This is a genomic window from Calothrix sp. NIES-2098 (genome assembly GCF_963875125.1).
Lineage (GTDB): Bacteria > Cyanobacteriota > Cyanobacteriia > Cyanobacteriales > Nostocaceae > Aulosira.
In genome coordinates this window covers 7,967,987-7,991,947 of record NZ_CAWNKJ010000001.1, presented here as the reverse complement: position 1 = coordinate 7,991,947, position 23,961 = coordinate 7,967,987, and the positions used below count along the sequence as shown (strand labels likewise).

Annotated in this window: 21 protein-coding genes; 11 read left to right on the top strand and 10 right to left on the bottom strand. The window is 42.1% G+C overall.

The window, feature by feature from the left end:
- Positions 1 to 235: 235 nt before the first annotated feature.
- From AACU33_RS33605 to AACU33_RS33590, 4 genes are all read left to right on the top strand, one after another.
- Positions 236 to 1,576 carry an erythromycin esterase family protein gene (locus AACU33_RS33605; protein WP_096594588.1) on the top strand — a complete coding sequence of 447 codons (1,341 nt, stop codon included), beginning with the start codon at positions 236 to 238 and terminating at the stop codon, positions 1,574 to 1,576.
- A 91-nt stretch (positions 1,577 to 1,667) separates the two neighbouring features.
- On the top strand, positions 1,668 to 2,015 hold the full coding sequence (locus AACU33_RS33600; protein ID WP_096594587.1) for a hypothetical protein: 348 nt from the start codon (positions 1,668 to 1,670) through the stop codon (positions 2,013 to 2,015).
- 42 nt (positions 2,016 to 2,057) lie between these two features.
- Positions 2,058 to 3,032, top strand: a complete 975-nt coding sequence (locus AACU33_RS33595; protein ID WP_096594586.1) for a DnaJ C-terminal domain-containing protein — start codon at positions 2,058 to 2,060, stop codon at positions 3,030 to 3,032.
- A complete protein-coding gene (locus AACU33_RS33590) occupies positions 3,029 to 3,331 on the top strand; it encodes a chaperone modulator CbpM (protein ID WP_096594585.1) in 303 nt (100 codons plus the stop codon). The genes AACU33_RS33595 and AACU33_RS33590 overlap by 4 nt, the downstream gene beginning before the upstream one ends.
- 20 nt (positions 3,332 to 3,351) lie before the next feature.
- Here AACU33_RS33590 and AACU33_RS33585 read toward each other — a convergent pair whose 3' ends face one another.
- From AACU33_RS33585 to AACU33_RS33560, 6 genes are all read right to left on the bottom strand, one after another.
- Positions 3,352 to 3,969, bottom strand: coding sequence for a hypothetical protein (locus AACU33_RS33585; protein WP_339376434.1), 618 nt, complete (start codon positions 3,967 to 3,969; stop codon positions 3,352 to 3,354).
- 264 nt (positions 3,970 to 4,233) lie between these two features.
- On the bottom strand, positions 4,234 to 5,586 hold the full coding sequence (locus AACU33_RS33580) for a hypothetical protein (RefSeq protein ID WP_096594583.1): 1,353 nt from the start codon (positions 5,584 to 5,586) through the stop codon (positions 4,234 to 4,236).
- A 145-nt stretch (positions 5,587 to 5,731) separates the two neighbouring features.
- The gene (locus AACU33_RS33575; protein ID WP_096594582.1) at positions 5,732 to 6,178 is read right to left on the bottom strand and encodes a DUF3598 family protein; all 447 of its coding nucleotides are present in this window, start codon (positions 6,176 to 6,178) and stop codon (positions 5,732 to 5,734) included.
- Between the two features lie 59 nt (positions 6,179 to 6,237).
- Positions 6,238 to 7,653, bottom strand: a complete 1,416-nt coding sequence (locus AACU33_RS33570; protein WP_096594581.1) for an aldehyde dehydrogenase family protein — start codon at positions 7,651 to 7,653, stop codon at positions 6,238 to 6,240.
- Between the two features lie 82 nt (positions 7,654 to 7,735).
- Entirely contained in the window at positions 7,736 to 8,779 is a 1,044-nt protein-coding gene (locus AACU33_RS33565) for a nitrilase-related carbon-nitrogen hydrolase (RefSeq protein ID WP_096594580.1), read from the bottom strand.
- Positions 8,780 to 8,797: 18 nt separating this feature from the next.
- Positions 8,798 to 9,571: a red chlorophyll catabolite reductase gene (locus AACU33_RS33560; protein ID WP_096594579.1), complete on the bottom strand. Its 774-nt coding sequence runs from the start codon at positions 9,569 to 9,571 to the stop codon at positions 8,798 to 8,800.
- A gap of 59 nt (positions 9,572 to 9,630) precedes the next feature.
- Between AACU33_RS33560 and AACU33_RS33555 the strand changes: the two genes are divergently transcribed.
- A complete protein-coding gene (locus AACU33_RS33555) occupies positions 9,631 to 10,557 on the top strand; it encodes an NmrA/HSCARG family protein (RefSeq protein ID WP_096594578.1) in 927 nt (308 codons plus the stop codon).
- Positions 10,558 to 10,830: 273 nt separating this feature from the next.
- Here the strand turns inward: AACU33_RS33555 and pheT are convergent, their stop codons facing one another.
- Positions 10,831 to 13,266: a phenylalanine--tRNA ligase subunit beta gene (gene pheT, locus AACU33_RS33550; RefSeq protein WP_096594577.1), complete on the bottom strand. Its 2,436-nt coding sequence runs from the start codon at positions 13,264 to 13,266 to the stop codon at positions 10,831 to 10,833.
- A 187-nt stretch (positions 13,267 to 13,453) separates the two neighbouring features.
- Here pheT and AACU33_RS33545 point away from each other — a divergent pair, with 187 nt between their 5' ends.
- Positions 13,454 to 14,107 (top strand): hypothetical protein, encoded by a 654-nt coding sequence (locus tag AACU33_RS33545; protein ID WP_096594576.1) that lies wholly within the window; start codon positions 13,454 to 13,456, stop codon positions 14,105 to 14,107.
- Between the two features lie 73 nt (positions 14,108 to 14,180).
- Entirely contained in the window at positions 14,181 to 14,978 is a 798-nt protein-coding gene (locus tag AACU33_RS33540; protein WP_096595476.1) for an Rpn family recombination-promoting nuclease/putative transposase, read from the top strand.
- A gap of 49 nt (positions 14,979 to 15,027) precedes the next feature.
- Here AACU33_RS33540 and AACU33_RS33535 read toward each other — a convergent pair whose 3' ends face one another.
- On the bottom strand, positions 15,028 to 16,005 hold the full coding sequence (locus tag AACU33_RS33535; protein ID WP_339376433.1) for a DUF6745 domain-containing protein: 978 nt from the start codon (positions 16,003 to 16,005) through the stop codon (positions 15,028 to 15,030).
- 186 nt (positions 16,006 to 16,191) lie between these two features.
- Between AACU33_RS33535 and modA the strand changes: the two genes are divergently transcribed.
- From modA to AACU33_RS33520, 3 genes are read left to right on the top strand one after another with little or no spacing between them, the layout of a single operon-like run.
- A complete protein-coding gene (modA, locus tag AACU33_RS33530) occupies positions 16,192 to 16,977 on the top strand; it encodes a molybdate ABC transporter substrate-binding protein (RefSeq protein WP_096594574.1) in 786 nt (261 codons plus the stop codon).
- Between the two features lie 16 nt (positions 16,978 to 16,993).
- Positions 16,994 to 19,483, top strand: a complete 2,490-nt coding sequence (locus AACU33_RS33525) for an ATP-binding protein (RefSeq protein ID WP_096594573.1) — start codon at positions 16,994 to 16,996, stop codon at positions 19,481 to 19,483.
- 20 nt (positions 19,484 to 19,503) lie between these two features.
- Complete coding sequence (locus tag AACU33_RS33520; RefSeq protein WP_096594572.1) at positions 19,504 to 20,805, top strand: sensor histidine kinase; 1,302 nt, start codon at positions 19,504 to 19,506, stop codon at positions 20,803 to 20,805.
- A gap of 54 nt (positions 20,806 to 20,859) precedes the next feature.
- On the opposite strand, the gene AACU33_RS33515 is transcribed toward AACU33_RS33520, so the two are convergent.
- Positions 20,860 to 21,222 carry a response regulator transcription factor gene (locus AACU33_RS33515; protein WP_096594571.1) on the bottom strand — a complete coding sequence of 121 codons (363 nt, stop codon included), beginning with the start codon at positions 21,220 to 21,222 and terminating at the stop codon, positions 20,860 to 20,862.
- Between the two features lie 43 nt (positions 21,223 to 21,265).
- Complete coding sequence (locus tag AACU33_RS33510; protein WP_096594570.1) at positions 21,266 to 22,666, bottom strand: response regulator; 1,401 nt, start codon at positions 22,664 to 22,666, stop codon at positions 21,266 to 21,268.
- Positions 22,667 to 23,275: 609 nt separating this feature from the next.
- Between AACU33_RS33510 and AACU33_RS33505 the strand changes: the two genes are divergently transcribed.
- Positions 23,276 to 23,950 carry a vWA domain-containing protein gene (locus tag AACU33_RS33505; protein WP_096594569.1) on the top strand — a complete coding sequence of 225 codons (675 nt, stop codon included), beginning with the start codon at positions 23,276 to 23,278 and terminating at the stop codon, positions 23,948 to 23,950.
- The last annotated feature ends 11 nt before the right edge of the window (positions 23,951 to 23,961 follow it).

Here is a 23,961-nt window from a genome sequence, read left to right as displayed (position 1 = left end):
CCATAGCTTATTTGAATATAACAAGACAAATTTCTCGGCTGAATGACTTCATTTCTATTTAGCTAATTTTGCTATTCCTGACAAATCATTCTCTAGGTAGAGCAAGACACACAGCTTGATGCACAATTAGCAAGATGGAAGCTATGCGATAAGTTTTTATACTGATTTTTAGATTACGTATTATTTTTGTCTCAAGATCTGGCGCTCTTAAAATTTTGAACAAAGAGCTAGAAATATGCAAGAAGCAACGATAAGCAACTTGGTTGATGCGGTGCGTAGATCTGCATATCAGCTGACAGGAGCAACCGCAGACTACGACCCATTGATGAATTTAATCGGGAATGCCCGCTTTGTCCTGATTGGCGAAGCTTCCCACGGTACTCATGAGTTCTACGAACAAAGGATTGAGATTACCAAACGGCTGATTCAAGAGAAAGGCTTTACAGCCGTTGCTGTAGAGGCAGACTGGCCTGATGCTTACCGTGTTAATCGTTATGTGCGTGGAGTTAGCGAAGATCCTACCCCTGCGGAGGCACTTTCTGGCTTTCAACGCTTTCCCGCCTGGATGTGGCGCAATACCGATGTATTAAAATTTATTAGCTGGTTAAGAGAATATAATGATGCTCTACCAGAAAACGCTATTAAAGTAGGCTTCTATGGGCTAGACCTTTATAGTATGTATGCCTCAATGGCAGAAGTTCTTAACTATCTCGATCGAGTTGATGTAGACGCCGCCCAACACGCTCGTTATCGTTACTCATGCTTTGAGCATTTTGGTGAAGATAGCCAGCATTATGGTTATGCTGCTAGTTTTGGGTTGAGCGAAACCTGTGAACAAGAGGTAGTCAATCAACTGCGGGAATTACAACGCCTTGCTGCTGAATCTCAAAATCATAATCCTATCGCAGCAGACGAGTTGTTCTACATCGAGCAAAACGCCCGATTGGTGAAGAATGCTGAGGCTTACTATCGCTCTATGTTTCAGGAACGGGTGTCGTCTTGGAATATTCGCGATCGCCACATGGCAGAAACTCTAGATCGGCTGACAACTCATCTAGATAAACAAGGACAACCAGCCAAAGTTGTAGTTTGGGAACACAACTCCCACTTAGGCGATGCTAGAGCAACGGCTATGGGTAGAGGTGGCGAGATCAATCTCGGTCAATTGGTGCGCGAAAAGTATGGTCGTGACTCAGTACTGATCGGCTTTAGCACATATACAGGTACAGTTATCGCTGCTTCTAGTTGGGGAGGGACAGCAGAATTGAAGCTAGTTCGCCCCGCTTTAACAAATAGCTACGAAGCTCTTTTCCATGAGACAGGAATGCCTCAGTTTTGGTTACAACTACGAGATAATTCAACAATTTCAGGATTGGAAAAACGGCGATTAGAAAGAGCGATCGGCGTGATTTACCAACCAGAAACCGAACGCATCAGTCACTACTTTTATGCCTGTCTCCCCGAACAATTTGATGCCATCATCCACATAGACGACACTAAGGGAGTACAACCTTTAGATCGTAATATCCAAGAGAATATAGGCGATCCTCCAGAAACCTTTCCTTTTGCTGTTTGAGTTGATGAGTCAAAGCATCACTAATGACAGATGAGGTGTCTGCAAATTTACCTTAAGCTTAGGCATCTTCAGAGCTGATGGAGAATGACTGATGGACGATAAAACCAGGGCGGCGCAAGCAGCAGTTCCTAACCAAGCAGCCGCCGAAGCTCAACAAACTAACTACGAACAAAAAAGCGCCAGTGGTGGTAATGCCATGCTTGATGCTCAAAGACAAGCGGGTGAAATGATTGGCGAGCCAGTTGTCGAGCATCCTAGCGCCACCAATATTGCAGGCGAGACAGAAACTAACGACCCTACAGACGCTAAATTATTTACAACTACAGGAGATTATCCCGTAGACGCCAACCAACTACAAAAAGACTATACCCCACCTCCAATTACCTCCGAGCAAGACTCGCCAAATCCCGATATGGGTGGGACTGAGCGACCGATGTAGTGAACAGTTGGGAATAGGTGAAGGCGATCGCCAGATTGTAATATGGCAAAGGTGACAGACTTTAAAGATTACTACACCATTCTGGGAGTAGATAAAAAAGCTACACCAGACGAAATTAAACGAGCATACCGCAAACTTGCCCGTAAATATCATCCTGACTTGAATCCGGGAGATCGAAAAGCCGAGGAACGTTTTAAAGAAATTAATGAAGCGAATGAAGTGCTATCTGACCCAGAGAAGCGGCAGAAGTACGACCAATTTGGGCAGTACTGGAATCAGGTAAATCAGTCTCAGGCTGGAACACCTCCACCAAAAAGTGCAGGTGTAGGCGTTCAAGGTTTTGATTTTGACCAATACAGCGATTTTGACTCATTCATCAACGATCTGCTAGGGCGCTATAGTACTCCAGGTAGCAACGGACGTAAAACCTATAGCTATCGTACTGCTACAGGGCAACCTAGTGGATTTACTAGTCAACCTCCTACAGATGCGGAAGCTGCGATCGCTCTTACCTTTGCAGAGGCGTTTCATGGTACGCAAAAGCGTCTGCAAGTAAATAATGAAACAATTAACGTGCGGATTCCACCAGGAGCTACACCAGGAAGCCGAGTAAGGATTCAAGGGAAAGGTCATTCTAGTCCTTTTTCCCAAGAACGGGGAGACTTGTATCTGACAATTGAGGTTTTGCCTCATGCTTTTTTTAAATTTGAGGGCGATAACATTACCTGTGAAGTTCCCATTCGCCCAGATGAAGCAGTTTTAGGTGCAGAAATCGATGTACCAACTCCCGATGGTAGTATTAATGTGAAGGTGCCGCCTGGAGTGCGTTCTGGTCAATCCCTCAGAATAAAAGGTAAAGGCTGGAAGTTACCTAAAGGTAAACAAAGTGACCTAATAATTAAACTCCAGATTGTGCCGCCAAAAGATATCAGTTCTATTGAACGAGAAGCTTACGAAACAATTCAGGCACACAGCAACTTTAATCCCCGCGCTCAGTTGCAGGAGGTAAAATTATGACCGAGTTCAGCCTTTCTTCAACAGTAGTTTCCCAAGATGGAGAACCGCTTTATTCCTATGAATATGCAGCTAGGGTGACAGAGACATCCACTGTATTGGTAGAACGCTTTGCTGAGTTGGGATTGATTGAACCGATAGGGGTAATGCTGCACCAGCGCGATATTACTCGGATTGTCCAAATTCTACGCTTGCGTCGGGATTTAGGATTAAATTTAGTGGGTGCAGCAATGGTGCTAGATATGGCCCAGGAAATTGCTCAGTTACGTGCCCAGGTTCAGGCATATCAATCAATGAAGTAAAATTTGAGATTTTCGCTAACCTAATTTTGACTATCAGAAGCAACGCGATCGCAATAAAAGCTCAAGGGATTTTTTGCAGATGGATGACCCGCCTGCGCGAAGACACGCCCCAAGTTATCCTTAACTTTCGCGAGAATCGTACCTTGACCGCTAATTTGCACGAGATAATCTCCTCCATTCACACCGTGGTTAAGTCCAGGGCGTGGCGTTTTCTGCTTTGTCGCCTTGAAACTAACTTTGCCTGTTAAGGGAGCATACTCGTTAGCTTCAGCTGTGAACGATTCAGATAGCTGTATGACAGAATTATTTAGCACTGTACCTGAACCTGCCTCAAGCTGAAGTATGCGGGAGGTAGACTCGTGTTCCCAACGGCTGAACTTTTCTGACTGGATAAAATCCAGCGCAAAAGAAGTTTTTTGTTGATTGTTCTGACCTGGAGTGTTTATTTGTAAAAGTTCAATATTAGACCACTTGGTGACTGCACATTCCAATACTGGCGTTACTTGTTGAGTCACCCCAAATTTTGGCACAGGTAAAGCAGTTACTTGGGAAACTGCGCTAACAATACAGCCACCCAACACACTACCAATAACCATGATGCTCAAACGCAATAATTGAGGACGGGCAGATAAGTTCACGATTGGAAAATTGCCTAATTGTTAGTATAAAAATTCCAGTAAAATGAACTATATCGCTCGTTTAGTGCGTGGTCAATAGTCATACCAACTTGGAATCAAAGATAGTATCTGTCATTGCGATCGTAGGGAAGCAATCTCATTAATTCTGGTTTAAAACAACAGACTGCAACTTAGTATCAGCAGTCAAGCTGCAAGTTTTTAAAGCCTCATATCTTTTCTCTCAAGTATCAGAACTAAAGAAATTACTTTCGCAACCCAGAGATTTTATTTTTTTACTAAAATGTACGCTGTAGCATATTCAGGTAATGTGCTGGCATACCGTCCAAAATCTTGTTGATTCTGAAAAATACCTGCTAAAAAATCGAGTTGATGCAGATTAGGTAAAAAAGCTCCGCCAGTATCGGCAATCACACCCATTTGTAGCTGTTTTCGCCCACCGCTATTATGCTCAAGCACAATTACCTTACCCAAACCAATATTGAGGACATCACCCGCGAAAGTCACTCCTGGTTTAATGGATATTTTGGCATCTATCTTGTAGCCATAACCTTTAATATCATCAACTTTTCTAAAATACCAGTAACGCTTTTGGGCTGTTGCTTTTAAGCCTCTGACATAAGGCATTTCATTACTTCTATCTACATTAAAATATCCCTGCGTTCCATCTGTGAATTTAATTAATATTGTGCCCTCCATCAATGCTTCTTCAAATCCATTGCGAGTTAAATATGCGAGGGGTTCTACTTTACCAAATTCTTTACCACCAGGCTCATAAATACCAGATAGTACATCTTGCTTTGTATATCTCGTGTAGAATTTATCAGTAGTAATATTATCTTTTAAACTATAAAGTGGAATGTTATAAGTAGAGGTCTTTTTTCGGGAACCAGGATGAATAAATACAGCATATTTGGTGAGCCTTAGCTGTTTTTGATTTCTGCTCTTTGGATTATGAGCAGTCCATTTTATTACGCGAAAATTGTTATTAATAAAATTAGGATTTTGTAACCGAGTAGTTCTATTATTGGCAATGTCTTCGCGAAGAACCGCAATCATGAAATCTAAGGTTTTGAGAACATCTTCTACATTCACTCCCTGAGTATCAAGCAGCCCTTTACGTAAAATATCAGGGTCTTCAGTAGAGTAATTTTGGTAATACTTTCTGGTATTTGTGAGAACGCTCAGTAAATCTGCTTGTTTAAAATTTAACTTCGCCGTTGGTAATTTTCCAGCCGCAAAAACTTGATTACCATTAACACTAAACTTATATTTTTTTAACTCATCAATAACTGCATAGGTTGTGGAAGCTGATATTAAATTTTTCTTGGATGCATGAATATTTTCCTGGCTGACAGTATTCTCAAATTCTTGCTGCTGAGTAAAAAGATTGACCAAACTTGTAGCGACTATCTGAGCAGACTGAATAAAGGGAAGGGAAATAGCTGCTTGATTTAATGGCTTTTCCTGCTCAGTAAAAGAGACATTCTGTACAGTCTGATGTTGTTGACTTAACTGTCTAGTTTTTGACTGAGTATATATGTGGTTACTACCTAAAGCGATCGTTAATAAAGTAGCAAAACCTGCAAAGCCTAATTTTTTATTGGATAGTATACTCATGGTATTAAAAAAATTCTCTTGCTAAATCATAGTTGTGCTTGGCCAATATCTGAACCACTGGCCATAAAAAAGTTCCCCACTAGTGGACTTTGGGGATGAGGGAGTGTGGGAAGACAAGGGAGACAAGAGACAAATTGACAAATGACTACCTTAACCGTTCTTCTTGGATGAGGGTACGCTGGTAAATTTGATGATTTTTAAACCAATGCCAAGTACGCGCACGATAGTTATTGTCAGGGCTAATTTGAATCATTTCATACAAAGACATTTCTGGTGCTGTCTTATAAGAAAACGATAATATGACTGTAGAATCGTCTACTTCCCAGGCTTTTCCTAGAATACGCTCGGTATCAAAAAATAGAGTTTTATCTCGATAAATACCAGGAAATTCATATTCTTCTTTTTTACCATCCGACCATTTGTAGCGATTAATTTGGTAGTAAGGATAGGGACTATTTTCGGGAAATTGGCAGCTTAGGTGAGATTCATATCTATCAAGGATGTTTCCGGCTGTATCGACTACTGTATACGTACCTACCCAATCTCCTTCATGGCGAACAAGCACGGGCATTCCTTCTCTAATCGTAGACATAGAAAACTCCTTGAAATTGGTTGCTATCAATCAATTGTCAGGTTAAAATTTTTTCTTACTTAATTATCAAACCACCAAGGGTCATTTGCAGAATTAGTTTTGATCAAAAAAGCTTTTTTTCTCATGAATCTTTTCAATGCTGCTGCACCCATGCGCGACCCACCCAAACCAGAGAATTTGAAGGAATTTTTTTCTCCTTCGTGCATGACAGCGGTCAGAGCAGCATCATTAATACTGATTGCTCCTGCTTCGATTTGCTGGCCGACTTCTAATGCTAATTCTTCTGAGCCTGCAAACACAGCCGCACTCAGTCCATAAATCGAGTCATTGGCTAGTTGAATTGCTTCCTCAACTTTAGAAAATGACATGATTGGCATAATCGGGCCAAAGGTTTCTTCGGTCATCACTTTCATAGAATGGTTGACCTGAGTCAAAACTGTAGGACGACACCACCAACCGCCTCCTAATTCTTCAACTTTGCCGCCACAGTGCATTACTGCTCCCTTATCTAAGGCATCTAGAAGATGGTCGCTAATAATTGCTGCTTGTTTTTCGGCAATAATGGGGCCGAGTTCTCCAGTTTCTAATGTGGGGTGAGCTAATTTGAGTTTTTGGGCTTTAGTTACTAGCTGGGCAACAAATTTCTCAAATATAGATTCCGCAACGTAAATTCGCTCAATTGAAAGACATGATTGCCCGCTGTTGACAACTGCACCCCATAAAATTGCTGAGGTTGCTAAGTCTAAATTAGCTGATTCTAAAACGATCGCCGGATCTTTGCCTCCTAATTCTAAAAATACGGGAATAAACTTTTTCGCTGCTAGTTCACCAACTTTTCGCCCTGTGGCTACGCTACCTGTAAAGCAGACTAAATCTACATATTCAATCAGAGCAGCTCCGGTTTCGCCTGCTCCTTCAATAAAAGTAAATACATCGCGTAATTTAGGTACAGCATTAAGTGCTGTCATTAGTGGTGCGACAAAGCGGGGAGCAATTTCACTAGGTTTCACAATAACTGCACAACCAGCAAGCAATGCGGGAATTGCATCAATCGTAGACAGCAATAAGGGAAAATTCCACGGACTAATTACCCCAACTAAGGAGTAAGGAACGGCGGTTTGTTGCAGGGCGATAAAGGGAATTGCTGTATTTTTTGCTGATTCTTGCAGCAATTCTGGTGCTAACTTACACCAGCGGTCAATACCAGAGATAAAGGAGTCAATTTCCATTTCCGAGATGGATAGTCTTCCCGTATCATTAACCAAAGCCTCAGTTAAGCGATCGCGTCCTGCTAATATTGCCTGCTTCCATTCCTGTAATGCTGCAATTCTGGCTTCTACACTCAACTGCTGCCAACGCACTTGTGCCCTCCGCAACCGATTACATAGCTGCGCCAGTAGCTTTGGCGGCGGCGGTATAATCACATAGTCAAATTTTCCCGTCCGAGGATTACGAACATCTATTGATTTTGTCATTGGTCATTTGTCATTGGTCATTTGTCATTGGTCATTTGTCCCCCCACACTCCCCACACTTCCCACACTCCCCCATCTCTCTCTCAAATCACCCCTAAATTAGCTAGGCGTTCAATGGTTGCTTGCTGTGTTTGCAAGAAGTGTTTGCGGTCTACTTCTGTTTCCAGCATAGTGTTTGGTGGATAAAATTTTGACTGGAGGTAACTTTGGGCATATAGCTCAAATCGCTGCCGGGAAAGTAAATTATTTAACCCAGGTCGGCGGCGATCGCGTCTGAGTGCGGCTAAATCAATCTCTGCAAAAGCTGCCATGCTTTCGCCTGTAGTTGTCTCTGCTAGGATGATGCCGCGATGGTCAATAATTTTAGAACCGCCATCAGCAGAAGCGATCGGTATAGGGATATTAGCGATACCAGCTGTATTTGCAGACACAACATATGCTGTGTTCTCCACGGCACGGGTAATTTTGGCTGCGTCTTTGGGTGTTAAAGCTTTGCTATACACTTCTGATGTGGAGTGGAGAAAAATTTCTGCACCGCGCATTGCTAAACAGCGTGCGACTTCTGGATACAAAATTTCTTCTGATGCTAAAGCTGCTAAATTCCCGATCGCAGTTTTCGCAACCGGAAAAACTCCCTCTAATCCATAACAGTCAAGATATTTATCCCAAACATCATGGGGTGTGGGGGCAAACATAGAATTTAGCCGTCGATACCGCAAAACAACATTTCCCGATGGGTCAATCGCAAAGCAGGTTTGGAAGTACAAGCCAGGAAAGTTAGGGTCAACTTCGTAGGCGTTCCCAGCTAAAAAGATACGATGTTTTTGCGCGATTTGACCAAGAGCTTCATACTCAGCACCATTGATTTCCAAACAGGCTTTTTCTGCCCACACCGCTAGAGATTCACCCAGAGGAAAACCTGTGAGGAAATATTCTGGTAGCACAATTAAACGACAGTCAAAGCCGATAAAAGCAATACTGGCAGCGATTTGCTGTGCCAAGCGGTTGATAGTATTTTGGATTAAAGAACGAGCTTCAGCGCGATCGCGTGCTTGATTGACTGCATGACAGGTAACTTGGAGTGCCAAGGCTCGATAGGAATCTAAATTATCGGTGTGGGCTGTCATAGATGCTGGGTGAAAATTTTAACTGCCACTCTTAAGAATACGATCGCCTCCCCACAGCGATCGCACTAGTTTATTGGTGAATTCTTCCCCGAATAGCCGTTCAGCAAATTTATTAGCAGGATCGCGTTCGGCAACTTGACGACGTACATTTAAGTCGCGTTCAGTTAAAGCAGCACGTTCATCTGCTGGTACAGGTTCGGCTCGATCTATCCAAGTTAACCAGCGGTCTATGAACTCATGAGCCACCGTGTGAACAGTAGCAAGTGTTTCTTCTGTAACTGGGCTGTTGTAACACAAACTGGTATGAGATTGTGCCTGACGCATATAAAGCGTTTTACTGATGAACTGTTGGAAACGGGAATCATTGAGAAAGTTTAGATATGTCTGATTCATTGGTTCGTAGTAACGATCCAATGATTCTAGATCGGTAAATAAATCGGTGCGGGGGACATAATCAATGAACCAGAATAGTTGCGGCATTGTACCAAATGCAATAGCCAAATGAGGCACACGGATATGAGAACCGAGCCAAACAGTTAAATGCATATTGCTAAAGCCTGATTGCGGATCGCGTAGCCATGAATGCACTAACCAGTCAATTTCCGGGCCAGAGAAAGTATTAAGCGAGCCATGAGCTTGGCCTGTTAAAGCTGAGTAGCTTTGTAAATCCTTGCTAGATGGATCTGGATGAATAGAAAAACGAGCTTCGAGCTTGTCGCGAAGTTCATTTGTCCATCCCCACAACTGCTGAAATACAGCTTGACTGTCTAGATTAGATTGCTGCTCAATCATGATTAGCTTCTCCTAGCTTTAGATAAACTTAATTTAAACGCAGAACTCCAGGTAAAACTATGTCACCTCAGAGCGATCGCATAGAGTCCAACATCGATAAAGTCTTGCTCATCGGCGTTACTGGTGGAACTGGTGGGAATGTTGTTAAAGGATTTCTCGAACAGGGCGTTACTAATCTGCGTGCCATCACCAGGAAAATAGACTTGAATCGGCCTTCTCTATCAAAGTTGAATGATGCTGGAGTCGAGTTAGTTGAAGCTGATTTAGATAATGCAGACTCCCTGAGTACAGCTTTTACAGGAGTTAGATCTGTTTACTGTCACGCCACCTCTGGAGATTTAAGTAAGGCCGATCGCTTAGAAGTCGAGAGAGCAAAGCAAGTTGCACAAGCTGCAAAACAAGCTAATATTCAGCACTTAGTTTACAATTCCGCAGGTGGAGCTGATAGAAATTCTGGCATTCCTCATATCGAGCAAAAATATGAAGTTGAGCAAATTTTCAAAGCTGCTGGCTTACCAACAACCATGTTGCGTGCTTGCTTGTTCATGGAGGAGTTTTGGAAAAAGTATACACGACCTTCTATCCTCAAAGGTGTTTTCCCATTTTCTATTCAACCAAACAAGCCCTTACATTTGATTACAACTAAAGATATGGGACGTGTAGCTGCTTATGTGATTCAACATCCATCTCAGTACATTGGACGCGAAATTGAGTTGGCTGGCGATGTATTGACTCCTAAGCAAATGGCAGAGGCATTTTCGCAAGCGCAGGGAGTAAAAGTTACCCACAAAGAAACACCAGCTTGGATTTTTTTACTGCTTTGGCAAAAGGAATTATTCGATTTGATTCAATGGTATCGCCACAAAGGTTATCAGGCTGATGTTGAGAATTTGCGAGCAGAATTTCCGGAGTTATTAACTACATTTAGTGAATTTCTGGAACAAACCAACTGGGCAAATCCAGAACTGACTTATGAAAATATTTAATTAAATAATTTATGGTGTGCCAGAGGGCGAGGTTTACCCACCCCTACAGATACATATGTCGCATTCTGTTGACAAATTATACCAATTAAATAATGTTCGCGACAGATAAATTCTTTGTATGGGCACGGCACCCACAATCTTTCGGTATATCAAATTATCTTACTGACGCCGTGCCCCTACTTTGTCGCATTCTTTTTTCAAAATGGTATTAGTATTAATTCATTCGTAATTCATAAATTTTTAATTACGAATTACGAATTACGAATTATATTGTTAACTTCTCAAACTAACACCGAATTTTTCTACCAAAGCTTCGCGAACTTTGTTGTGTACTGGTTCAACTTCGGCATCGGTGAGAGTGCGATCGCTGGCACGATAAATTAAGCGAAATGCCAAACTGCGTTGTCCGGCGGGCACGTTTTCACCGCGATATTCATCAAACAATTCCACTGATTCTAGTAAATCTTTACCAGCTTTGTTAATTGCTTTTTCAATTTCTGCAACTGTCACCTTCACAGGTGCAAAGAAGGCGATATCGCGATCGCTTGCTGGATAGGTGGAATAAGGATGAAATACTGGTATCAAGGTATCATCTTGATCCAGCGCATCTAAGAGGACATCTGCATCTAACTGGAATGCGTACACAGAATCCGGTAGCCCTTTTTCTCGCCGCAATTGGGGATGAATTTGTCCAAAAATGCCAAGTCTGTTACCCCGAATCCACAAAGAAGCGGTGCGTCCGGGATGCAAACGTTCGTCGCGACAATCGGGTTGATATTCTACTGGTAAATCTAGTTGATGAAATACGCTGTCTAGAATACCTTTGGCTTCATACCAGGTCAGAGGTTGTTCGCGACCGCTTCTTGACCATTTACTAACAGTGCGATCGCCGCCCATAATTCCTGCGATCGCTTCGGTTTCTTGCAAGCCGTCTTCCTCTCGCGAGAAAATCCGCCCAATTTCAAAGCCGTTTAGCGCACCGTTTCCTTGTTCTAAGTTGTATTGAAAAGCATCAATCAACCCAGCTAATAAATCGGTTCGCAGCGCGGAATACTCTACAAACAAGGGATTTGACAGGACTATTTGTTTGTCTTCGCCTGGTTTTACCAAAGAGTACTGAATTAATTCTGTCAGTCCTTCGGCTCGGAAGTAAGCGCGTAATTTGCGGATCAGTTCCTGATCTAAAGGCAAATAGCCTGCTTCGGCTTTTTGTGGCAGAGTATCACAAAATTTGTCATAGCCGTAGAGACGGGCAATTTCTTCAATCAGGTCAATTTCCCGTTCTAAGTCGCGGTAACGATAAGGTGGTACGGAAACTGTCCAGAAACGTTCGCCCGAAGAAGTAAGTTGACAGCCCAATGCAGTGAGAATGCGTTCAACGTCCTGTTCTTCGAGTTCGCCTGTTTCTTCACCTAAATCAATTGGCCCTAGGACTTGATTGACTCTATCTAACCGCAGTGCAATTGAACGCGTCCAGGTGGAAGGATCGGGGCGAGTATCAGCGATTTCTTGCTGGATAATTACGCCACCAGCCAGTTCAGTTAGCAGTGACAAAGCGCGACGACAAGCTACTTCCAATTCAGCGCGGTTGACGCCCCGTTCGTATCTGCCAGAGGATTCACTTCTTAAACCGACACTCCGAGAAGAACGGCGAATAGCAACAGAATCAAATAAGGCTGCTTCTAAAACTAAGCTTTGAGTACCTTCATGAACTTCTGTTTCTTCACCACCCATGACTCCCGCGATCGCCACTGGTTTATCATTAGCAGTAATCAATAAATTTTGGGTTGAGAGGTTGCGAGTTTGTCCATCTAAGGTTTTCAGCGTTTCCCCAGCATTGGCGAAGCGCACGCCGATAGTTAAATTGCCATTTCCTGCTACCGATTTTAGGCGATCGCGGTCAAATGCGTGTAAAGGTTGTCCCCATTCCAACAATACATAGTTAGTAATATCCACAACATTATTGATGGGACGCACTCCAGCGGCTTGTAAGCGTTGCTGCAACCAACCAGGAGAAGCAGCAATTTTTACCTGTTCGATAACAGTACCGATATATGCAGGACAAGCTTGGGTTTCGGAAATACTTAACGCTAAATTTCCTCTACCTTGGCTAACTGACACTTCACCGGGTTCGGGAATGCTGAGTTTACCACCAGTTAAAGCTGCTACTTCCCTGGCTATACCTACCATACTTAGGGCATCAGCGCGATTGGCAGTCGCAGTTACGTCTAAAATTACATCATCCAGACCCAACAAAGGACGGACATCGCTACCCAAGGCGAGATTTTCCTGTGGAAAAATATGAATTCCATCGACATCTGTAGTTAAGCCCAGTTCTTTTAAAGAACAGATCATTCCCTGAGAAGGTACACCCCGCAGTTTTGCTGGCTTAATTTTTAAATCGATATTGGGTAAATAAGTACCTGTAGTAGCAACTGGCACATAAATATCTGCCCGAACGTTAGCAGCACCACAGACAATATTTAAAGTCTCAGCCGCACCAATATCCACTTGACAAACACTTAATTTATCAGCGTTGGGGTGGGGTTGACGCTCAAGCACTCTCCCCACAACCACGCCATTGGCCCAAGTGCGGCGGTCTTCAATATCTTCTACTTCAAACCCAGCCATTGTCAGGGTTTCAGCTAATTCTTCTGGGCTAAGTTTGATTTCTACTAGTTCCCGCAGCCAGTTTAAAGAAATACGCATGGAGTGTGCTTGTTTTAGGAATCGTCTTTTGCTCTCATTTTAGGGTGCTTGCTAGCGAGCGATCGCCGATCGTTCAGCAAAGTCTACCCATTCACTTGAACGATCCTACTACGTTGATTCGAGCAATTGCGGAAATCGTCTTTGAGACTTTGGATCTATCAAAGCGATAGAGATTTTCAGGTGAACAATGAAAGTGAATTACCAGCAAATCCAAAAATGGATTCTACACCCAATGTTGATGGGTTTGGTTGCAGCCGGAGCGATCGCCTGCATATCTGAGGTAAACTCTGCATTGACAAAAAGTGCGTTGGCCAAAGAAGTTGTTTCTTTAGATGTGCCAAAACCCGTACCACCAGACCAAACTAGTTACCGCAGCCGTTTGGGTTTTAGCTTTGGCTATTCCCTCAACTCTTTTGTGGTAGAAGAAAAGATAGCTTCTCGGACAAATAATGTTAATTCTCCATTGGGTACGGTTGATATCTGGACTAAAAAGCACGCCCAAAAAATTCGTGCTGGAGAATATGCAGGCGGTACAGAATATCCAGCTAATGTTCGTATAGCTGTGTATCGTAATAACCGTAAATTACCTTTGCAGAAATGGGTGAAGCAGAGTAATGAATTTTCGGTTACGCGTGAATTTAAGACTGCCAAAATTGCAGGACAAACTGGAATTAAGTTTAAATCGAGTGGGTTGTATGAAAACGAACACGTTGTTTTTGGTAACCCTAAAAATTCACGTATTATTGTTGTGACATTATCTAAAACTGGTTATGGCGACAATGACGCCCATTACCAGATAGCATATCAACAGCTAGTAGATTCCTTCCGCTTGATAAATTAATTATGAGGTGAGAATAAATTCTTATATAGAAGCAAAGAGTAAAACTTACGCCACCAATACAGCATCAATCAGCGTGAAAACAGACACCATATTCTACCGTTTATTTCAAAGCTTCCCCAGCATATTCTTTGAGCTGATAAACCAACCACCGGAAACCGCAAATACTTACCAATTTTCATCGGTAGAAGTCAAACAACTCGCTTTCCGTATTGATGGCGTATTTCTTCCCAAAACTAACACATCGTACCCCATATATTTCGTAGAAGTCCAATTTCAACCAGATCAAAAATTCTACTCTCGTCTTTTTACAGAAATCTTTCTTTACCTGGATAAAACCCAACTTACCAACAATTGGCGTGGAGTTGTAGTTTATCCCAGCCGCAGTATTGATGTAGGAGAAACAGAAAGATACATAGAATTACTCACATCCGAGCGAGTCACGCGCGTATATTTGGATGAATTAGACTCCACGGCATTACTGTCGATTGGTATTGGGACTGTTAAATTAGTAATAGAGCCTTCAGATAGTGCAGTCACAAAAGCCAGGGAGTTAATCAACCTCGCCAGACAACAAATAGCCTCAGAAATTACCCAACGGGAATTTCTCGAATTGATAGAAACAATTATTGTCTATAAATTTCCCCAAAAAAGTCGAGAGGAGATTGAGCAAATGTTTGGATTTAGCGAGTTAAAGCAAACTAAAGTTTATCAAGAAGCCAAGCAGGAAGGAAAACTTGAAACAATTCCTTTTATGTTGAGTTTAGGTGCAACTGTCGAACAAATAGCGGAAGCATTAAGCTTAGATGTTGAGTTAGTTCGCTTGGTAGCTACAAAAACTAATGCTAACGAAGAACAGAATAGCAAATCTTAATACTTTAATTAATGGTAATTGGTAGCTATTAAAACTTGAGTTTTATAACTTAGGTTTGCACGCTAAAATCTTCTGAATCTATCCCCCAATTTACCCAGCTAATTGCCTCTCTTGCTGATTTGACATCAGGCGGAACTCGCAAGATATGAATAAAATCTGTACTTGGGCAAGTCATTTTTAATAAAACAATTGGTTCCATATCAACATCCTTATCTATTTTTAATAGAGTGTATTCTTGCCAAGTATCTAATTCAACAGCTTGTAATTCATGGGTAATTTTTGCATAACCAATCCCTTGAATTAAAACTCTTCTCAATTCTGCATTATCTTCTTCTAAAAGCCATCTTGCTTGCCATTGTTTTGGGTGTAATTTACCATACTTTTCTGGCAATATGACGCCGTGATAAGCATAGATATTAAATCCTTCATAAGCAATTGCAGGAATTCCTTCACCGTGCAAGTTTTTATCTGCATCAAAGCGAATTGTTAATGGTTTAGAAGTAACTACAGCAATTTCTTTAAAAGACCACCACCAACCACAATATTTAGTAAGATGCCACAAACCTTTTAGTTTAGAGCAGTCTATGCCAATAGCGTTAAAGTATGCATACAAAACAAGTTCTTGTAAGTCAAATACTCCGGTAGGATATTCATAGGGAGCCAAAGCGATAATAAAATTTGATTTATTAAAATTAAGAACGTCACAAATATTATTCCAAGTCAAATCAAATAAATCTCTCACAGGTAAAAATGCAGGATACATATCATATAGAAAAGTATCTTCTATAATTTGTCTAACAATAGGATTTACAACAAGATTAATAGCAGTATCAATATCTTTTCGCACCCACCATAGATTGCTTTTAACAAGATGTCCTAAAAAACTTTCATAACCAACCATCCAACTAACTGCCGCTAAAGGATTATCAAACCACATAATTTTTTGTGGTGGCTTTAGCCCAACACATTCATAAGCAAGGCAAATAGCTGCTTCTGCTTGTTGTTTATCTGTAGGTGAAGTATCCAAAGCAATCTTGAGCCACTCATCCCGAATCAGAGGCATGAGGGCTTGTTGTTCAGGGGTGAGTTTTTGAATGCGAGCCTGTGTCATACAGATGGAAATTGACTATGAGAAATTACTGTAACCTAATGTTTGCTGTTAGGCTGTGTATCTACGTGGGAATACTAAACAGCAAGTGTTGAGGAACTCAGTATGAAACGCCTCCAGTGGATGGCATGGTGCCTTGCAGCCTTAATGCTGGCTCTTTGGTTAGGAAGTTGCTCTCCGCCGCCAACAAAAGTGGTGAGCTTAAATTTTGCTGCGGCGGGTATGGTGCGCAATGCCCTGCAAGAGATTGAAGACCTTTACCAGCAAGAACATCCCAATGTCGTAATCCATTCTATCTATGCTGGTTCTGGCGTCATCAAAGAGGCAATTGAGCAGGGAGAACCCTTTGATGGGATTTTATTGGCAGATATCCCACCCCTTGATGAGTTACAAACAAAGGGGTTAATTCTGCTTGAAAGCCGTAAAGAATTATTGAGTACCGACATTGTATTGATTGCTTCTGCTAATTCTTCCGTGCGAGTTTCCGATTTGCGGCAATTAGCGGACGATCGCATTAAAAGCGTAGCCATAGGCGACCAAAATCTCGCAGTTGGTCGATATACTGCCAGCCTGCTGACTAAGTTGGGTATTAAGCAGGCAGTGGAGTCAAAGGCAGTTGTGGTCAAGGTGGATGTAAGGGAAGTCTTACGAGCAGTTGAGCAAAAAGAAGCGGAGGTGGGCATCACTTTCCTCTCAGAAGCTAAAAGCTCTGCTGATGTGCAGGTGTTAACCACCGCATCAAAAGATTTTTACGAACCAATCCGATCCGGTGTTGCTATTGTCAAAGGCTCTCCCCATCGCCAGGAAATGCAGGCTTATCTAGATTTTTTAAGCAGCCCTAAAGCAATGGCAGTATTTCAGAAATTTGGACTCCGTCCTCTACGGTCATAGGCAAAAGGAATTAGAGATGAAACAAGAATCTAACTTTCTGAGAACTATTACTGGGAGCTTGGCAATAACCACCTTCGTAGCATTAACAGTCAGTGGCATAGCATTTTGGAGTGCCAACCGAACTTTAGAAATCAACCAGCAAATGGCCGAAGATTTGGAAACTCTGAATGCTGTGGAGTCTGTGAGTAGCGCTTTAAAAGATACCGAAAATCTTCAGAGGCAATACTTACTGACAGGAAGTCAACAAACCTTCAGGGCATTTGGTATTCGGATGATCGATGTCGATCAACAAATGCGGCGATTGCAAAGCTTGCTCGACAAAGCGTCTGGCGAACAAGTAGCTGGCGATCGCTTAGAAACATTCACGATTCAACGCCTAAGACAACTACGCCAAGGCATTGAACTCAAGCAAACCAAAGGGCTAGATGCGGCAATTGACCGCTCGCCAACGCAACTACTTGATGAAGCGACGTTGCTGATACAGCAGATAAAAGCCACAGAAACCGTAGAGTTACGTCAGAAACAGCAAGCTGCTACCAACACAGCCCTTCAGGCAATGGCGGCGTTTTTAGTGGGTATTGTCTTTAACTTGGCAATTATTCTTTGGACTTACCATTTAATTCGCAAAGAAACCTGGAAACGGAATCAGGCAGAAATCGATCTTCAGCAAAGCAACCAGAAATTCCAAGAACAAACCATTCTGATGCAACAAATCCTGAACTGCATGAGCGATGGAGTGGTGGTTGCCGATGAAAATTATCAATTCTTGGTTGTTAACCCTGCGGCTGAACAGATGTTTGACACAGAAGTTCCTGAAGGTCAGCCAGAAGAGTGGTCGCAGCAATACGGAATATTTCAAGCCGATCGAGTGACTTTGATACCCCAAGAGCAGCTTCCCATAGTTCGCGCTGTTCGGGGTGAGGAAGTAGATAATGTAGAACTTTTTATCCGGAATCAGAAAATTCCTGAGGGTTTGTGGGTGACATTTAGTGGGAGACCGCTAAAAGATCCAAGTGGCGCATTGACAGGAGGAGTGATCGTTTGCCGCGATACTAGCACTCGCAAGTACGCAGAATTCCAGCTGTTGCAGGCAAAGGAAGCAGCGGAAGTTGCCAACCTTGCCAAAAGCGAATTCCTTGCTAACATGAACCACGAACTGCGAACTCCGTTGAATGGTATTCTCGGCTACGCTCAGATTCTCCAGCGCGACCCCACCACCACCCCCAAGCAGCAGAAGGGATTAGGCGTGATTTACCAATGTGGTTCCCACCTGCTGACCTTGATTAACGACATTCTCGATCTCTCCAAACTAGAAGTGCAGAAGATGGATCTCTATCCTCAAGATTTCCACTTTGCCAACTTCCTCACTACCACAGTAGAAATGTGTCGCATCAAAGCCGAACAAAAGGGTATTGCTTTCCATTACCATCCAGCTAACCTACCAACTGCCGTCCATGCGGATGACAAACGGCTGCGGCAGGTGTTACTAAACTTACTCAGCAATGCAGTAAAGTTTACTGATTTTGGCACGGTAAAATTTACGGTTGAAGCAATAGGGAACCAAGAAACAGCGGACACTCCATCAACAAGAATTCGCTTCCGAGTCGAAGATACAGGCATTGGCATCCCAGCAGAAAAGTTACAATCTATCTTTTTACCCTTTGAGCAGGCGGGAAAGCGCGATCGCAATAGTGAAGGTACGGGATTAGGGTTAGCAATTAGCCAGCAAATTGTGCAGATGATGGGCAGTTCGATCCAAGTCAACAGCACTCTGGGTAAGGGCAGCACCTTCTGGTTTGAAGTGGACATACCTGCTGCTGCTGATTGGCTGAATCGGTGTGGTTCTAACAATCAAAAGATAATTGGCTACCAGGGCGAACGGCGCAAAATCTTAGTGATTGACGATCGCCAAGAGAACCGCGCTGTGGTGATGGGGATGCTGGCACCTTTGGGTTTTAAAGTAGCGGAAGCCGATGATGGACAAGCAGGATTGGATCGCGCGCTTCAGATGCGCCCAGATTTGATTATTACCGATGTGATGATGTCAAAGATGAATGGGCTGGAAATGACCCGCCGCTTGCGTCAACTGCTGGATTTTGCCAAAACGCCCATTATTGCTTCCCCTGCTTCCTTGTCGCAAGTGGATATGCAGGAGGCGATAGATGCAGGTTGTAGTAGCTTTTTTCCCAAGCCGATAGAGTTCACCGCTTTGCTGGGGGAATTGCAACGCCATCTAGAGTTGCGATGGATTTACGAAACTATACCAGAAGCGACTGAATCAGCTATTGCAGTTGCCAATCCGACAGAGCTAGTCGTACCGTCAGCAGCAGAACTGAGCGCTATTTACCAAGCAGCCCAGGATGGCTTTATGAGCGATATCCAGCAGGAAGCCAACCGCCTCAAGCAACTTAATCCCCAGTATGCCCCCTTTGCCAATAAGCTGCTGGAACTGAGCCAGAGATTTGATGACGAAGGAATTCTCAATTTATTAGCACCCCATATTTAAATTTTTCTAGGAGTTCAACTATGTCTGTTGACAGCACAGCCCCAACAGGAACTATTTTGGTAGTCGATGATAACCCTACCAACATTCAAGTATTGTTCGATGTTTTGAGTGAAATTGGTTATCGAGTAGCGATCGCTAAAAGTGGCGAAGCCGCCCTGCAACGCGTCCAGTCCTACCATCCCGATATTATTCTGTTGGATGTAATGATGCCCGGCATCGATGGTTTTGAAACCTGTCAGCGCCTCAAAGTTGACTCCGCTACCCGCGATATTCCAGTAATTTTTATGACCGCCCTCTCCGACTCCGTAGATAAGGTCAAAGGGCTGAGTCTGGGTGCAGTAGACTATATTACTAAGCCGATCCAACATGAAGAAGCTCTAGCCCGGATTCGGGTACACCTGCAACTACGTGACTCGCAAAAATCCTTACAAAAACAAGCCACCGAACTTTCCCAAGCATTAGATAATCTCAAGCAGGCACAAGTGCATCTCGTGCAAAGCGAAAAAATGTCATCACTTGGGCAAATGATGGCGGGTGTAGCTCATGAAATCAACAATCCCGTAAATTTTATCTATGCTAATCTGGCTCCCGCTAAAGAATACATCAAGGATTTGCTGAATTTTGTGGATTTATATCGTCAATACCATCCGCAACCCCACCCCCAAATTCAAGACTGGATGGATGAGGTAGATATCGACTATTTGCAAGCAGATTTGCCCAAGCTAGTAGATTCTTTGAAACTAGGAAGCGATCGCATCCGCCAACTTGTACTATCGTTACGTAACTTTTCGCGTTTGGATGAATCGGGAACTCAGTTAGTTGATTTGCATGAAGGTATCGAAAGCACTCTATTGCTCTTACAACATCGTCTCAAAGGCCGCCCAGAACATCCTGGCATTCAAGTTGTGCGAGACTACGGACAACTACCCCATGTGGAATGCTATCCCAGTCAACTTAATCAAGTATTCATGAATATTCTTGGTAATGCTATTGATGCTTTAGAAGAACGAGATCGAAAACGCAGCCTTGAGGATATCCAGGCAAATCCCAGTAAAATTTCTATCCGTACTGAATACCTACAAGATCGGGATATTGCTATCAGCATTGCCGATAACGGTTGTGGCATTGAAGAAAGCGTCAGTTCTCAACTGTTTGAGCCATTTTTCACTACCAAACCCATTGGCAAAGGCACCGGATTGGGTCTTTCTATCAGCTATCAGATTGTTACCCAAAAACACGGTGGTAAAATCTACTGCCAATCCACACTAGGGATAGGATCTGAGTTTACGATTAAAATTCCGGTTCGGCAAGCTGTTTGTTAGATTTGTCATTTGTCATTAGTTATTTCTCCTCTGCTTCCTGATTCATACCCAAGATTACCCAACAACAGATTCAATAGCACGTAGTAACTGTTGTTTGGTAAAAGGCTTAGTTAAATAAACATCTGCACCTTGTTTCATTCCCCAAATCCGGTCAATTTCTTGATTTTTAGAACTACAAATAATAATTGGGACTTTCTCTGTTACAGAATTTTTCTTCAGTTGGCGACAGAACTCAAATCCACTCATTCCTGGCATTACGACATCAGTAATAATTACATCTGGTTGGTGATTGACTGCCTGAGATAAACCATCTTTAGCATCGTAAGCTTTCAGTACGGTGTATCCACTCTCTTTCAGAAAACTGTTAATTAATTCCAACTGTGAAGGAGTATCTTCAACAACTAAAACTGTAGCCATATTGCTTCTAAATTGCCATTCAAATTAGTATATTTTAAGTTAATTAAGCCAAATGCATGAAAACCAGCTTCAGTAATTCTGCGCGGGTAAAAGGTTTGGTGAGATATCCAGAAGCTCCGACAAGATTTGCCTTAACTTTATCTACAAGCCCTTTATTTGCAGTAACAAATATAATAGGAGTATTTTTAAACATGGAGTTATTACGTATAATTCGGCACAATTCATAGCCATCAATGCCTGCCATATTTAGATCCAATAAAATTAAGTCTGGTTTGTGCCTAATAATTGACATAACAGCTTTTAATGGATCGTCAATAGTCACTACAGAAAAATTTTCATCTTCTAAGAAACGACTAATTTCTTTGAGAATAGTCGGACTATCATCAACAGAAATGATTTTGTAGGTTTTTTTCGCAGTAGCCGTAGCAGTAGTTACTCTTTCAGGCGCAAAATTTATGCTATTTGGTATTGTTAATTCCTGCAAATTGTCTTGAGAAGGAGAAGTAATATATGGCAATTCCTCAATAGGGGCTAGCTCGTCTAAAGGAATATCTATGGAGGATTCAGTATCTGTATTTGTTTCTACTAATGTATCAACGAATTCTGGTTTAGTTGGTTCTGTAATATATTGAGGAGAGGCAGATAATTCGCCAAATGTCTTTGGTAATTTATCGAATGGTGGATCTGCTTCATGTAAAATAATTCCGCCATTAACAATGTAATGGTATAAGTTTTGAACCAATTGAATTTCATCTTGGTTCATAATTACCGCCAGATGACGTAGGCTAAAACCTTTCATCCAGTTAGTTAAATTTGGCTGCAAATCTAAAAAAGCTGGATTCTGGATCGATTTATTAATAAACAGGTAAGGACGCTGATAAGGAGAAGAAATGTGAGGCGCAAAAGCTTGCCAACGCTGTACTCTTGCTTGGCAACGTTCTAAAATTTTTTCTACATCTAGCCTGCAAATTTTTGGCGCATTCTCAGGCAAATTGCTGAATTCAAAGTTACCTACTTTGATTAACAGCCATGATTCAATCACTTCTTTAACTAATTCTTGAATTAGGACTGCTGCTTGGGTAGAGTGCAGATGTCCTTGTTCCACTAGCCAAGTAATAGCTTGGTATTCAGGAGAATCGGTAGTCAAATTACTATGGTGTTCTAGCAATTGGCTTGGGGAGTCAACTTCAAACCTCAAACGTAATTGAACGCGAATTTGACTGTTGAGTAAAGGAATTTGTTGGCTAAGACGGCGTAAATGGCGTTCTAATCGATCGAAGGGTTCGATTGAGTGAGTAGCATAAGCGATTTTGCCCTGTTCTAGGTAAATAGTCCAGGAAACTGAGTTACTAAATGCTCGCAAACAAACACTGTCAGAACTTTTAGATAACTGACTTAACAAACTCTGAGGACGTAGTTTAGTGAATGTGCCAGAAAGATTCATATTTATGGAGTTTTCCGGAAAATCAACGTGGATATAGGTAAGTTGAAATAATGGTCATGAGGCATTTTTTATTGTCAATTTTTCTCTAAAAACAAATTATTTTTAGAAGATATGCGTATATCTCACAAGCCATAAACACCACAGTATAGCTCGTTTGTTACATTTTGCACTGCATACTGAAGCCTGGTATTTTGTGGGTGCCTTTGACTGTTAATGGACATATTTACCTGAGGATAATTCTGATGGCTACACTGTTGAGTCCGAACTATTTATTTCTTTCATATAAAATTGTGGATTTCTACACAAAAGCTTTAAACTTTTCTGCGGGCAGAAGTATGTATTTATTGTATTGTGGGTTTACGATAACTATGAAGTTTAGTAGATGCTTTAATAAAGTTAATGTAAACCCTAAGTAATTTCCCTTTTACTCAACTATGTCTTAGTTAAGATTCTCTTGAAGATGTAGAGAATTGAGTAAGAATATTATTATTAATAAAGGTTAAGGAATCTACCAGAAAATATCTTAAATGTAGTTTTTGCAACCCTGGAAACTATATACTTTGAGTAAAAGGAAAAAAGACTTTGGATTATAACATAACACGAAAAGTTATGCATGATACCTTAAGACTTGATGAAGTAGTAGAATTTGCTGAAAACCCAGAGCCGCGTTGTCCTTGCGTATTATTACTAGATACATCTGGTTCTATGCAAGGAGAAGCAATTGAGGCTTTAAATCAGGGCTTGTTGAGTTTAAAGGATGAATTAGTCAAGAACTCCTTAGCAGCTAGACGAGTAGAAGTAGCAATCGTCACGTTTGACAGTAATGTCAATGTAGTACAAGACTTTGTGACTGCCGACCAATTTAACCCACCAATCCTGACAGCGCAAGGGTTAACCACAATGGGTTCTGGTATTCATAAGGCATTGGACATGATTCAAGAGCGCAAATCTCAATATCGTGCCAATGGGATTGCTTACTATCGTCCTTGGGTGTTCATGATTACCGATGGCGAACCACAGGGCGAACTAGACCATGTGGTAGAGCAAGCAACTAAACGTTTACAAGGTGATGAAGCTAATAAACGTGTTGCATTTTTTACAGTTGGTGTAGAAAATGCCAACATGACACGTTTAAATCAAATAGCTGTGCGTACGCCTCTGAAACTGAAGGGACTCAATTTTATTGAGATGTTTGTTTGGTTGTCAGCTAGTATGTCAGCGGTTTCTCACTCTCAAGTAGATGAGCAGGTAGCACTACCACCTATTGGCTGGGGTACTGTTTAATAAAAGTTGCA

Coding starts and splice junctions, on each gene's coding strand:
- AACU33_RS33605 (WP_096594588.1), top strand. CDS start 236: ATGCAAGAAGCAACGATAAGCAACTTGGTTGATGCGGTGCGTAGATCT.
- AACU33_RS33600 (WP_096594587.1), top strand. CDS start 1,668: ATGGACGATAAAACCAGGGCGGCGCAAGCAGCAGTTCCTAACCAAGCA.
- AACU33_RS33595 (WP_096594586.1), top strand. CDS start 2,058: ATGGCAAAGGTGACAGACTTTAAAGATTACTACACCATTCTGGGAGTA.
- AACU33_RS33590 (WP_096594585.1), top strand. CDS start 3,029: ATGACCGAGTTCAGCCTTTCTTCAACAGTAGTTTCCCAAGATGGAGAA.
- AACU33_RS33580 (WP_096594583.1), bottom strand. CDS start 5,586: ATGAGTATACTATCCAATAAAAAATTAGGCTTTGCAGGTTTTGCTACT.
- AACU33_RS33575 (WP_096594582.1), bottom strand. CDS start 6,178: ATGTCTACGATTAGAGAAGGAATGCCCGTGCTTGTTCGCCATGAAGGA.
- AACU33_RS33570 (WP_096594581.1), bottom strand. CDS start 7,653: ATGACAAAATCAATAGATGTTCGTAATCCTCGGACGGGAAAATTTGAC.
- AACU33_RS33565 (WP_096594580.1), bottom strand. CDS start 8,779: ATGACAGCCCACACCGATAATTTAGATTCCTATCGAGCCTTGGCACTC.
- AACU33_RS33560 (WP_096594579.1), bottom strand. CDS start 9,571: ATGATTGAGCAGCAATCTAATCTAGACAGTCAAGCTGTATTTCAGCAG.
- AACU33_RS33555 (WP_096594578.1), top strand. CDS start 9,631: ATGTCACCTCAGAGCGATCGCATAGAGTCCAACATCGATAAAGTCTTG.
- pheT (WP_096594577.1), bottom strand. CDS start 13,266: ATGCGTATTTCTTTAAACTGGCTGCGGGAACTAGTAGAAATCAAACTT.
- AACU33_RS33545 (WP_096594576.1), top strand. CDS start 13,454: ATGAAAGTGAATTACCAGCAAATCCAAAAATGGATTCTACACCCAATG.
- modA (WP_096594574.1), top strand. CDS start 16,192: ATGAAACGCCTCCAGTGGATGGCATGGTGCCTTGCAGCCTTAATGCTG.
- AACU33_RS33525 (WP_096594573.1), top strand. CDS start 16,994: ATGAAACAAGAATCTAACTTTCTGAGAACTATTACTGGGAGCTTGGCA.
- AACU33_RS33520 (WP_096594572.1), top strand. CDS start 19,504: ATGTCTGTTGACAGCACAGCCCCAACAGGAACTATTTTGGTAGTCGAT.
- AACU33_RS33515 (WP_096594571.1), bottom strand. CDS start 21,222: ATGGCTACAGTTTTAGTTGTTGAAGATACTCCTTCACAGTTGGAATTA.
- AACU33_RS33510 (WP_096594570.1), bottom strand. CDS start 22,666: ATGAATCTTTCTGGCACATTCACTAAACTACGTCCTCAGAGTTTGTTA.
- AACU33_RS33505 (WP_096594569.1), top strand. CDS start 23,276: ATGCATGATACCTTAAGACTTGATGAAGTAGTAGAATTTGCTGAAAAC.